General features: G+C 38.7%; 11 protein-coding genes. 7 read left to right on the top strand and 4 right to left on the bottom strand.

The window, feature by feature from the left end; translation table 11 throughout:
• The first annotated feature begins 146 nt into the window (after window positions 1-146).
• Window positions 147-2,102 carry a M1 family metallopeptidase gene (locus EL17_RS14930; RefSeq protein WP_035075766.1) on the top strand — a complete coding sequence of 652 codons (1,956 nt, stop codon included), beginning with the start codon at window positions 147-149 and terminating at the stop codon, window positions 2,100-2,102.
• A gap of 183 nt (window positions 2,103-2,285) precedes the next feature.
• On the opposite strand, the gene EL17_RS14925 is transcribed toward EL17_RS14930, so the two are convergent.
• Window positions 2,286-2,732: a VOC family protein gene (locus EL17_RS14925; protein WP_035075763.1), complete on the bottom strand. Its 447-nt coding sequence runs from the start codon at window positions 2,730-2,732 to the stop codon at window positions 2,286-2,288.
• Between the two features lie 201 nt (window positions 2,733-2,933).
• Window positions 2,934-4,565, bottom strand: coding sequence for a S41 family peptidase (locus EL17_RS14920; protein ID WP_035076481.1), 1,632 nt, complete (start codon window positions 4,563-4,565; stop codon window positions 2,934-2,936).
• A 177-nt stretch (window positions 4,566-4,742) separates the two neighbouring features.
• Between EL17_RS14920 and EL17_RS14915 the strand changes: the two genes are divergently transcribed.
• The 4 genes from EL17_RS14915 (at window position 4,743) to EL17_RS14900 (ending at window position 7,363) form a co-directional block, all read left to right on the top strand.
• The gene (locus tag EL17_RS14915; RefSeq protein WP_240486002.1) at window positions 4,743-5,528 is read left to right on the top strand and encodes a hemerythrin domain-containing protein; all 786 of its coding nucleotides are present in this window, start codon (window positions 4,743-4,745) and stop codon (window positions 5,526-5,528) included.
• The gene (gene ruvX, locus EL17_RS14910) at window positions 5,529-5,942 is read left to right on the top strand and encodes a Holliday junction resolvase RuvX (protein WP_035075757.1); all 414 of its coding nucleotides are present in this window, start codon (window positions 5,529-5,531) and stop codon (window positions 5,940-5,942) included.
• Window positions 5,939-6,493 (top strand): peptide deformylase, encoded by a 555-nt coding sequence (def, locus tag EL17_RS14905; RefSeq protein WP_035075754.1) that lies wholly within the window; start codon window positions 5,939-5,941, stop codon window positions 6,491-6,493. Before ruvX ends, def begins: the two co-directional genes overlap by 4 nt.
• Before the next feature lie 69 nt (window positions 6,494-6,562).
• Window positions 6,563-7,363 carry a nitrilase family protein gene (locus EL17_RS14900; RefSeq protein ID WP_035075751.1) on the top strand — a complete coding sequence of 267 codons (801 nt, stop codon included), beginning with the start codon at window positions 6,563-6,565 and terminating at the stop codon, window positions 7,361-7,363.
• A 141-nt stretch (window positions 7,364-7,504) separates the two neighbouring features.
• On the opposite strand, the gene EL17_RS14895 is transcribed toward EL17_RS14900, so the two are convergent.
• Window positions 7,505-9,622: a T9SS type A sorting domain-containing protein gene (locus EL17_RS14895; RefSeq protein ID WP_035075749.1), complete on the bottom strand. Its 2,118-nt coding sequence runs from the start codon at window positions 9,620-9,622 to the stop codon at window positions 7,505-7,507.
• 107 nt (window positions 9,623-9,729) lie between these two features.
• Here EL17_RS14895 and EL17_RS14890 point away from each other — a divergent pair, with 107 nt between their 5' ends.
• On the top strand, window positions 9,730-11,022 hold the full coding sequence (locus EL17_RS14890) for a UDP-N-acetylmuramoyl-tripeptide--D-alanyl-D-alanine ligase (protein WP_035075746.1): 1,293 nt from the start codon (window positions 9,730-9,732) through the stop codon (window positions 11,020-11,022).
• Window positions 11,023-11,188: 166 nt separating this feature from the next.
• The gene (locus EL17_RS14885; RefSeq protein ID WP_035075743.1) at window positions 11,189-11,869 is read left to right on the top strand and encodes a DUF2461 domain-containing protein; all 681 of its coding nucleotides are present in this window, start codon (window positions 11,189-11,191) and stop codon (window positions 11,867-11,869) included.
• Here the strand turns inward: EL17_RS14885 and EL17_RS14880 are convergent.
• Entirely contained in the window at window positions 11,866-12,687 is an 822-nt protein-coding gene (locus EL17_RS14880) for a Cof-type HAD-IIB family hydrolase (protein ID WP_035075740.1), read from the bottom strand. The two genes, EL17_RS14885 and EL17_RS14880, sit on opposite strands and share 4 nt — an antisense overlap.
• Window positions 12,688-12,734 lie beyond the last annotated feature (47 nt).

Genomic DNA, 12,734 nt, shown 5'->3' with positions numbered 1-12,734 from the left:
AGGCAAATTTGCACTTAAAAGGGGAAACTTCCCAAAGGAAATATGTCTAGGTATTTTTTTTACTTTTATGTACTACAGTAACATATGCTTTTTGAGTTATAATATGTTTATGTATTTTAGCGTAATGATAATTTAGATATTCACTTATGAAAAACATTTGGCGTAAAATTATTTTTTCCCTTTTAGTTTCCAGTTGCGTTTGGGGAGTAGAAGCTCAGCAGGTTACAGAAACTAATATGGGGAAATTCAGGGATATTTCTTATAGACAGGGCACGCCATATAGGACTGCCATGGGTACTCCAGGCCCCAGTTACTGGCAAAATGGAGCTGATTATAATATTGAGGCTGAACTCGACGACCAGCAGCATACCATAACCGGAAAAGTAACGATAAACTATAGAAACAATAGTCCGCATTCCCTAGATTTTGTATGGCTTCATCTGGAACAAAACAGGTTTAAACCGGATAGCAGAGGTACATTGACTACTCCCATTCAGGGTAATAGGTATTCAGGTGACGTGGATGGTGGATATGAGATCCAAAATCTTAATGCTACGGTAGGAAGAAGAGGTGCTTCATCTAATAGACACATAATAGATGATACCAGGATGCAGGTGTTTTTTGCAGAGCCTATACCTGCCAATGGTGGTACGGCTAGCATTTCTATGGATTTTAATTTCAAAATCCCTGAGCAGGGAATGGATAGAATGGGCAGATTAGAAGTAGCAGATGGAACCATATATGCTTTGGCTCAATGGTATCCTAAGGTAGCTGTATTTGATGATGTGGTGGGATGGAATGTAGAACCCTATCTAGGTGCAGGTGAGTTTTATCTTGGTTATGGGGATTTTGAATACAAGGTCACAGTTCCGTTTGATCACATCGTAGTGGGATCTGGGGCACTGCAAAACACAGCTCAGGTACTTCCAAGAGAATTGCAGAACAGATTAAACAATGCCAGTAAAAGTGATACTACGGTCTATATCATAACTCCTGAAGAAGTAGGAAATACCAATTTGACCAGGCCTCGTCAGGATGGAAAGGTTACCTGGCATTTTAAAATAGAAAATTCTCGAGATGTCGCTTTTGCATCCTCTAAAGCATTTATTTGGGATGCCGCTAGAATCAACTTGCCAAGTGGCAAGCAGATAATAGCTCAATCTGCATATCCTAAAGAAAGTGATGTGGAGGATGGCTGGAGCAGATCTACGGAGTATAGTAAAGCTTCTATAGAGCACTATTCGGAAAAGTGGTATGAATATCCATATCCTGCCGCTGTAAATGTGGCTGCTGATATAGGGGGGATGGAATACCCTGGATTAAATTTTTGCGGTTACCAATCTACAGGTGAATCACTCTGGGGTGTGACCGACCATGAATTTGGTCATAACTGGTTTCCTATGATTGTAGGTACAAACGAAAGAAGATATGCCTGGATGGATGAAGGGTTTAACACTTTTATAAATCATTACAGTACATTAGAATTTGGTGAATACCCTTCTACATTAAATCAGACAAGGAGATATACCAACTGGCTTACCAGCAGGGAAAGAGAAGGAATAGATACCTATCCAGATGTGGCGTCTACCCGAAATCTGGGCATGATTGCTTATATGAAGCCTGCTATAGGTTTGATCATGTTACGGGAATATATTTTGGGTGAAGAGCGGTTTGATAATGCCTTTAGGTCCTATATCAAAACATGGGCATTCAAACACCCGCAGCCAAATGATTTCTTCAATCATATGGAAAGTGTAGCAGGGGAGAATTTAGCTTGGTTTTGGAATGGCTGGTTTTATGGAACAGGCAATATAGATCTGTCAATAGATGGAGTATATCCATATGGGCCGGGTAGATATGTGGCTTCCATATCGAATAGAGGTGAAATACCTATGCCCATCTTACTTGAAATCACCTATGAAGACGGTTCAAAAGAAAGGGTTAAACTTCCTGTGGAAATATGGCAAAGAGGTAATCAGTGGAACCACCTGATCCAATCAGATAAAAATGTAACAGCGATTCAGATAGATCCAGATAGGGTCATACCTGATATCAATAGTTCAAATGACAGATGGCCAAGTGGATTATATGAAGAGAATTAAATAAAATAAAAAGGGAGCTGATTAGTTCCCTTTTTATTTTAAATTAAACCAATTGATTATACTTTACTGAGTTTAGAGAATGTCCCGGATTTTTTTATTTGTTCAGAAAAGTTGCTCTCAGATTTGGCTATTTTCTAAATGCTTTTCTATGATTTGGTCAAATTATATGAAGTCAATTTATATTTAAGGCCTAATATGATCATCGTTTATTTCTATCCAATAACCATCTGGATCTTTGAAATAGATTTGCTTTACTCCATCTGGCCTTTTAGTGATTGCACCTTCTTTACCAGGCCAGTCTGAATAAGTAATGTTTGCATTTTCCAGTCTTTCAATGAATTTATCCATATTGATGACAGAAAAGCAAAGGTGACTATTTTTATCCTGCTCACCTTCCACTATTCCGTTTTCTATAAGGTGTAGCTGACTGTGCCCTATGTTAAACCATACATGCACATCATCATTGAAAGGGTCAGGGATTTGTTTTAATCCTATAATGTTTTCATAGAAATTTTTACTAGTAGATAGGTCGGTGACCTGTACGGCTATGTGGTTTAGTTTTACTGAAAGCCCTTGCCCTTGTGCTCCTGAAGTCATAATAATTAAAATTAAAGAATATATTAATTTCATGATATTTTGGGTTTAATAAGTTTTTAAGTGAAGCTTATAAATCTGGACAAAAAATTAAACAATAATTTCTCCAAAACCAATCCTAATATATGGAGTTAAGCTTTGAAGTGATAACATGGAAGATTAGTATTTATTCCTATATGGATGCAAAAAAGGCAGGTTATCAAACCTGCCTTTTTTGCACTTTTTCATCATTTAAAATTATCGGCTGCCCTGGAAAGCAAGATTTTCTGCTTCATCAAATAGCTTTAATGCCTGAATGTACACCTCATTGATCTCATTTATGGTTTTATAAAATGCATTATCATCATACACACTTCTAGCCATATGGGCTTTTAATAAGATTTTTAAGTAATCTTTTGATTTATTATACCCTTTTTCATCAAATTTCACTTTGTTAGCTTCGCCTATGCGAATGACTTCTTTCAGCATTGCGTCTGTGATTTCGAAGTTTTTATGGTAATCCTCAAAACTCATATTTTCAAATTTCTGTTTGTTCTTATCTACATAGCCGAGAATGAATTCTCGGGCAGAATCAGAGCCAAACAATCGGTTTATATACGCACTATTCATAGTAGTATCCAAAGGCACAAAGTAATCAGGCATGATACCTCCTCCTCCAAAAACAGGCCTTCCACCCTTGGTTTCATAACGCAGACTGTCATCGAATTTAATACTGTCTGCAGTAAAGAATTCTCCATGCTCAAATCGGTTTTCCCAATCTTTGCCATAATCTTCTCCTTCACCATAAGGCTTTTGGATAGACCTACCTGTGGGGGTGTAGTACCTTGCGATTGTCAACCTAAGTTCAGCTCCATCGGATAAGTCTATCGGCATCTGCACCAGTCCTTTACCAAAAGATCTTCGGCCTACGATCAGTCCTCTATCGTTATCCTGAATAGCCCCAGCTACGATTTCTGATGCTGATGCGCTTCCTTCATTAATCAATACAATAACAGATCCATGCTCAAACGTACCAGGCTTTACAGCATAAGCTTTTTGGTTATACCTACTTAACTTGCCCTGTTGTGATACTATCAATGCATTCTCTCCAAGCATTTCATCGGCCATGTTGATAGCAGCTCCCATGTATCCTCCTGGATTACCCTGGAGATCCAGCATAAGTTTGGTCATCCCCTGGGCCTTAAGCTCTTCTATTGATTTTTTAAATTCTTCGTAGGTAGTTGCAGCAAATCTGGTAACTTTTATATAACCAATTTCATCATTGATCATATAAGAAGCATTTACACTGTACTGAGGTATTTTATCTCTAGTTATGGTAAAATCCACCATATCATTTTGATGTTTTCTTTTAATAGCAAGATCTACTTGACTTCCTTTAGGACCCCTTAAAAGATCGAATACATCCCGATTGGTCACACCTGTTCCAGCTACTGTTTTACCATCAACTTTGATAATCTGGTCTCCTGATTGAATGCCTACTTTTTCGGAAGGACCTCCTGTCAGAGGTGCCACTACATATATAGTGTCGCGCAGTACTCCAAATTCTATCCCTATACCGTCAAATTCTCCATCAAGCTGGGACTTTGCCAGCTGCGCATCTTTGGCAGAGATATAGGCAGAGTGGGGATCTAATTTTTCAAGCATCTTTTCTATACCATGCTCTACCAATTCATTAGTATTTACACTATCCACATAATCTCTATTGATATAGGTGATTATTTCCTGAATCTTGTACAAAGCTGCTTTAAGGTCATTTCTATCGGATTTTGGTTCGGCAAATGTAGCACCAATCCAAATACCTGCTGATATAGCAAGGGCCAATATGATGGGCAACCTGATTTGGGCGCTCGTATTTTTCTTTTGGGTCACATCTTCGTGGTTTTGATTATTTCTTTCTTCGCTCACTTTATCAGGTATTTTTAATGATTAAAACAATTCTGGCATAGGAGTATATTGCCAAATATACAACTTAACATGATTTTCTACTATTTCGTTTTTATAAACGCAAGAAATTCATTTTAGATAGTCTTTTTAACGTCTTTTTACATGAAAAAATTTTACTTTTGTATATATATGCCAAACTCTAAAAACATTCCAAAGCGTTCCATCACTGAACTAGTTAAAGAAAACTATGTCTTTGCTGCTGTACTGCACCATTTTGGGATTAAGTTTTATCTTTACGGAGAAAAATCACTGGAGGAAGTTTGTAAGAAATTTAAGGTAAAACCTATCCAACTTATGGAAGTACTGGAGAAATGGGCCAGTAATAAAGAACCTTCCTCTGAAGAATTATACCTGCACCCGATTGAAGTACTGGTTGAATATTTAAGAAAAAAACATTATCATTTTGTATGTCAACAGCTACCCTTTCTATCCCATATGATTGCGGGAATACAGCCTTCAGAAGCATATAAAGGTCTCATGGATGATTTGAATTTAATGTTTCCATTATTTGTGGATGATTTCATTCACCATATACATGAAGAAGAAAATACTTTGTTTAAAAGGATTTCACTATTACACCAAATAGAGAACAGACAGTACAGTCTACTGGATGCACTTAAAATCCTAGAAGCAAAACCTACCCATGATATGGCCCTAGAGCATGATGCCCATGATGATGAGATGGAGGGCATCAGAAAACTCACGGATAATTATAAAATAAATAAAAATACAGGCATTGAAATAAAGGTTTTATACCACCATCTGCAGGAATTTGAAAAAGAACTGATCATACATGCCCGTATAGAAAATGATCTGCTATTTCCTAAAGTGATAGAATTGGAAAAAGAAGTGAAAAGAAAAATCCAGATTCAAATCCAAAGCAATTAGATGGGAAGAGTGATAGCGATTGATCTGGGAACAAAAAGAACTGGGATAGCGGTTACAGATACCCTAAAGATGCTGGCTAACCCTCTGGAAACTGTGGAGACAAAGAACCTTATCACCTATCTGGAGCTATACTTTGCCCAAGAAGAGGTAGATACCATCATCATAGGCCATCCCAAAGCACTGAATGGCGCAGATACGCAGATGACCCAGCCAGTTTTAAATCTGAAAGGGAGGCTGGCCAATAAATATCCCGATAAAAAAGTATTGCTGGTGGACGAAAGATTTACTTCAAAAATGGCCATGCAATCAATGATCACCATGGGCAGCAAAAAGAAAGACAGAAAAGAAAAAGCAGGTAACCTTGATAAGGTAAGTGCTGCTATAATTTTACAAACCTATTTAGAGCAATTATGATTTATCCGATAGTAGCTTACGGAAATCCAATTTTAAAAAGAGAAGCCGAAGAAATAGAAGAGGGAAAGGATGTTTCGGCATTGATTTCGGATATGTTTGATACCATGGGAAATGCATCAGGTGTAGGACTTGCTGCTCCCCAAATCAACCAAGGGATCAGGCTGTTTGTGATGGATAGCTCTCTGATGCTCGATGAAGAGGATGAGGAAAAGGGTATTAGAAGAGCATTTATCAACCCTATCATCCTGGATGAATATGGAGATGATTTCGGTTTTGAGGAAGGGTGCCTGAGCATCCCTGAAATACGTGCCGAAATTATCCGGCCTGAAAAATTAACACTGGAATATTATGACGAAAACTGGAAGCTCCATGAGGAGGAATTCTCCGGAATGACTGCCCGGGTTATTCAGCATGAATATGATCACCTTGAAGGTATTCTATTTGTGGATTATCTTAAAGGGTTGAAAAAACGTCTCCTGAAAAGCAAGCTCATCGATGTCAGTAAAGGGAAGGTGTCTACTGATTATAGAATGATTTACCCGCTGAGATAATCTGTCCAACTAAATTTTGATTCATTGCCAGGGGTAAATCCTTGGCAATTTAAGTTTTATAGCCATCATATGTCTAATAGTAATATATTAAGTGTCGCACTGGTCCAAACAGATATATATTGGAAAGATAAATCTTCTAACTTATCCATGTTAGAAGAAAAAATATGGTCTATAAGGGATAAGGTGGATTTGATCATACTTCCTGAGATGTTTAATACAGGTTTTTCCATGGATGTAGAGGAATTGGCCGAACACATGAATTTTAATACCGGTAAGTGGATGAGACAAATGGCATCCCAGACCGGGTCTGTCATCACAGGTAGTCTCATCATCAAAGATAGCGACTACTTTTATAATAGACTGCTATGGGTAACTCCTGAAGGAGATGTGAAATTCTATGATAAAAAGCACCTCTTTGGCATGGCCAACGAAGATCAGCATTTCAGCCCTGGCATGGATAACATTATACTTTCTTTAAAGGGATGGAACATTAGGCCTCAAATATGCTATGACCTAAGGTTTCCGGTATGGAGTAGAAATAAAGGGGTGGAGGGAATGCCTTCTTATGATATGATATTTTTTGTAGCGTCTTGGCCTTCTCCAAGGATCAGCGCATGGGATGCATTGCTCAAAGCCAGGGCTATAGAAAACCAAAGTTACGCTGTCGGAGTAAATCGCATAGGGGTGGACGGTAATGATATACCTTATGTCGGTCATACATCTGCTTATGATTTTAAAGGAGATCCGATTTGTTTTTTAAGTGATAGGGAAGAAATTGCCATCATTCATCTAGACAAACAGGCCTTGGAAAAATCACGGGCAAAATTTCCATTTTTGAAAGATGGAGATAAGTTTGTGATAGAAGAATAGTGTACCCTAGAACTCTTTGGGCAATAATAAGGACATGTATGATTTAATAGTCAGTCTGGAGAAAAGAATCCATTTTTAATTTAAATAAAATAATGCCATCTGTATGCCATGATAAATTTACCTTCCTAGGTGATAAAGGTGTTATTTTATGATGATTTTTTTACTGATGTTTTCACCATTATTGCTGGTAAACCTTAGATAATATAATCCATGAGCATAGGACTGTATATTGATTGTATTAGGCTCTCTTGCTTTTAGTGAGATGGAATTGATTAAAACCTGACCTAGGGGGCTGACCAGCTGTGCATCGGCATCTTCAGATGATAAGATTGTAAGGAAGGTATCAGTAGGGTTGGGATAGAGTTTTAATTGCCATTGTCTTGGTTCTACGGGGTTTTGATCTATAGTTTGGCGGAGATAAATCAGTCCTCCTGCAGCCGTACCCATAATTAAATCAGATCTTCCAGTTAAAATATCCGGAATACTGCTTATCCAGGTGTTTCTACCGAATTGGGTATTTGCTGCTCCATTGTGAAAAATTAATAGCTCATCCTGAACTTTGTTTTGGTTCATGAAATCCACAATGGACAAAAGCCTTCCTCTTTGGTCTATTGCATATAAATCTAATGAGTGAGGAGATGCTTCCTGTGCCACATGCACCGTTAGATTACGGGTAGCAGGATTGTCCGAAAAACCGAGGTAATTTCTATCTAATAAAAGAAAGGATGGGTTTGGATCAAAATTAACGCGATATCTTAATAGTTCACCTGTCTGGCGGGCTAATAAAAGATAGGTTTGATTGCCAAATATAAAAAACTCTAGGTGATCGTTTCCTCGAAGAGAAACCTCAGGGATAGACACAGATTGAGCACTTCCTACATCCAATCCTCCTTGGTTATAAAAAAGTGACCGGATGGATACAAAATTTTCCATCCTTGTTCCAGAATAGAAAAAATGATTGCCCGATTGCTGAATCTGCAGATCGGTGAGTTGCAGGTCCGAAAGATTAAGAAAATCTTCTTCCAGTAATGTCAGACCATTTTGGTCCATTTTGAATCTGCTCAATAATCCCGTCACCTGTCCATCGATTAACTGGTTGGATGTTACCAGCAGTTCTCCCTGGGTTCTGTTGCCTATAAAAAAAGGGCGTGCATTTTCACCCAGGTCTATCATTTGGTTTTGGAGGAAATCCGCCGGAGATGATTCCCATCCCATGTCTCCACGGGAATATTTTTTTAAACTTCTGCTAAAATCAATATTATATTCTTGAGCCCTATTGGAAGCATTTAAAGATATGATGAGATTCCCTTTATACAGGTTGGCAACATGAAATATAGGGAATGCCGGCAGAGGTCCCAGGCCGGGTAGGGTAGTGGACACCGTAGTAAAAACAGGTGACTCATTAGTGCCTGAGTTAGGCAAAAAATATAAAACATCACATTCATCCTGTCCCATTACCATATCTAAAATGCCATTTCCCGTAAAGTCATACAGCAAGAGCGAATGTCCTCCTATATGCTGGAGCCTCAGATTTTCTTCTACACTTCTATCTATATTTTGTATAGGACTGCCTGCGCAGGTAAAGCCAAAGGCAAACTGACCGCATCCACAAAACTCAAAATTTCCCCAACGGAGCCTAGCCGCAGCAAAGCCATCTATATCGGCACTGCCTTTTCGCTCGATACTGGTATTGCGGTAATATTCCAGATAATCACCTACAGCAAAATTAAAGGTAATGATGTCCAGGTCACCATCTCCGTCTATATCCATGATCACGGGGATATCGAGGTTGTTAGCCTGAACATTGGATCCACCATCCAGCCGCAGAAAATTTTGGGCCACTTCCCATTGTAACATTTGATTGGAATGTCCTCTATTCATATATGCTTTTATACCAAAGGGACTGCTGGTAAAAAGATCTTTACGGCCATTTCCATTATAATCCACTAATACTAAATACCCATTCACATCATCGGGGAAGAGGTATTGTAGTTCAGGTTTATAGACTAGACCGCTTTCCCCATCCTCAAATACCAATAATCTTCTGCTGTTGCGGTCCCAGATGACCATCTCTTCTTGCCCGTTTCCGGTGACGTCCATGGACTGGATCTGCGCAGCATTGATTCCGCCCGCAAAAGGGAAGGGAAGCAGTTGTCCATTAACATATACATCAGGCGCATCTACTAGGCTAAAATTTTTTTGCCCATAGGACACGGTCAGAAAAAATAGGGAGAAAAATAGGGTACAGTAATACTTCATTATAAATTTGATGGAATAATAAAATTACTCAAATTAAACGTAAGATTTCAAGTGTAGGTGTAAAGCATTTACTTATTTTGAAGAATAAATTAAGAATTCGATAATAAATGGATATCCAAGAATTGTATCAAAAATATAAAACTGCAACAGGGATCAGTACTGATACCCGCAATATACAGAAAGGGAATATGTACTTTGCACTTAAAGGCCCATCTTTCAATGCCAATGAATTTGCCCAAAAAGCACTGGATTTGGGAGCCTCCTACGTGGTCATTGATGATGAAAAATATTTCAGACAAAACGATGGCCGCTATATATGGGTGCCAGATGTGTTGACTGCTTTGCAGGACTTGGCAAGACACCATAGGCAACAATTACCGATACCTGTATTTGCCATAACAGGCAGTAATGGCAAAACCACTACCAAAGAACTCATTTATTTGGTAATGAGTCAAAAGTACCTAACATATGCCACCAGGGGTAATCTGAACAATCACATTGGTGTACCCCTCACCTTGTTGGCTATCACTGATGACGTCGAATTTGCTATCGTAGAGATGGGCGCTAATAAGGTGGGGGATATAGCAGAGCTTTGTAATATAGCCCTCCCTACTCATGGTATGATCACCAATATTGGTAAAGCCCATCTAGAAGGCTTTGGCGGATTTGAAGGAGTACTCAGGGCCAAGACAGAGCTTTACGAATATCTTATAAAGCATGGAGGGAAAATTTTTGTTAATTCACAGGATCCCACTTTGTCCAATATGGTCAAAAGGATGGATCATCCATTTCTATATCCCACAGAAGGAGATGATTATTATTGTGAATTGGTAAGTGCTGATCCTTTTGTTAAATATAAGACTGCTGATGGCACAGTGCATCCCACACAGATGCTTGGGGCATTTAATTATGAAAATATTGCTGCGGCACTTGCAATAGGTGATTTTTTTAAGGTACCTGAACCAAAAGCTACGGAGGCAGTTGGTAATTATGCACCTGCAAACATGCGTTCTCAACTGATAGAAAAACGAACTAATCTCATCATTCTAGATGCCTATAATGCCAATCCTACTAGTATGGAAGGGGCTATTAGAAACTTTGGGGAAATGACAGGCCGGAAATATAAAATGGTGATCCTGGGAGATATGTATGAGTTGGGAACCTATGCTGAGGCTGAACACGAGAAACTTGGAGAATTGGTAAGTCTGTATCAGATCGAGAAAGTCTGTTTTACAGGACAATTAGTAAGTGCTGCTTTGAAAAAAGCACCAAATGCACTTTATTTTCCTGACCCATTTTCACTCAGAAACTGGCTGCAGGATTCCCAGCTAGAAGATTATCTTATATTGATTAAAGGTAGTAGGGGCATGAAAATGGAGGGGTTGGTAGAGTTCATTTGATGTTATTGATTTACTTCTTAGATCAGCAGTCAGTAGATTGATTGGTTTTTTTATTATCCAAACCAAAAACATGGCAAAAATAGGGGGGGATCAATAATGAATAAATACGGTATAGTCAGCATTCTATAGGGAATGCGTTATTTAAAATGGAACATTTATAATATTTATGAATAAAAACACGCTTATTTTTTTAGAGCAGTTAAGTGAGAATAATCAGAAAGCCTGGATGGACGAAAACAAATCCTGGTATCTGGAGGTAAAGGAAGCATTTGTCGAAGAGGTAGGAAAGTTATTAAATGGACTAATCGAAATTGAACCAGGCATGGCTAATTTCAAGCCTAAGGACTGCGTATTTCGTCAAAATCGGGATGTCAGGTTCAGCGCCAATAAGATGCCATATAAGATTAATATGGCAGCATATTTTGCTTTAGGAGGAAAAAAATCAAATGGTCCGGGATATTATTTACATATCCAACCTGGCAAAAGCTTTGTAGGAGGTGGTCTGTATATGCCACCTGCTGATATATTAAAAAGGTTACGACAGGAAATAGATTATTCGGGAGAAGAACTTAGATCTATTATTACAGAGCCAAGCTTTCAAAAAGCATTTGAAGGTCTAAAAGGCGAACAGCTAAAAACTTCTCCAAGGGATTATGATCAAGAGCATCCCCATATCGACCTGCTAAGATATAAGAGTTTTGAGGTGTTTACGCTGTTACCTGATGATCTGATCAAAGAGGGAAAAGTCATTGAGACCTCCCTACATACATTTAGCCTGATGCAGCCTTTTATGCAGTTCCTTTACAGAGCTGTAGATGAATCTGAAAGCGGAGATGGACTTCTTTAACTTAGACAGTATTTATTTATCATAAAAGCTACCCCATCATCTATGCTTGAATGGGTGATTTCATCTGCTATGGCTTTTACTTCCTCACGGGCATTACCCACAGCGACCCCCAGACCTACGGCCTTTAGCAACTCTATGTCATTGTAATTGTCTCCAAAAGCCATCACTTCATGCATCTGTATATCGTAGCGGCTATCGAGCAGTGCTTTGAGAGCACTGGCCTTGGATATTTTTCTTGGTGCTATTTCTATGTAGGTATCTTTTGATCTGTATAAGTGGAGGTCATCTGAAAAAACATTCTGCATTTCCAGAAAAAGCGCCTCTATTTCCTCTGCTTTTCCCATGCACATCACTTTATGTGCTCCAGCAGCAGCGTTGTTCCAAAGCTCCATGACTGAAGAGAAATCCCTTATTTTTGGCTGGACCTTGGTGCTTCTGATTTCCCTTTCGGTCCAGTAATCCATCTGCGGCGCATACCATTCGTCTTTACTATATAGGCTAAGATGGATGGAAGTAAAGCGGGTAAGCTCATATATTTTACAACATATTTCCAATGGGATAGAAACATTGTCTATAGGGATAAGCTCTTCTGACTGGTAATCTATCACAAATCCCCCGTTGTAACAGATCAGCGGATTTTCCAGTCTTTTGAGGCTTTGTTGTAAGTGTCTCATGGCAGAAGGCATTCTGGAGGAGGCCAGTATTATTGGGAAATCCTTGGGCAGCCTATTGATGGTCTGTATAGTGGTAGGTGAAAGTTCCCTATCTTTATTTAAAAGTGTACCGTCTATATCGGTACAGATGGCTTTGATGGTCATATTCTTAAGTTGATGCTTGAGGGGTGATTATCAGTCTGATAAATATA

It is taken from the genome of Anditalea andensis, assembly GCF_000714815.1.
Classification (GTDB): domain Bacteria; phylum Bacteroidota; class Bacteroidia; order Cytophagales; family Cyclobacteriaceae; genus Anditalea; species Anditalea andensis.
This window is presented reverse-complemented; position numbering and strand designations above follow the sequence as displayed.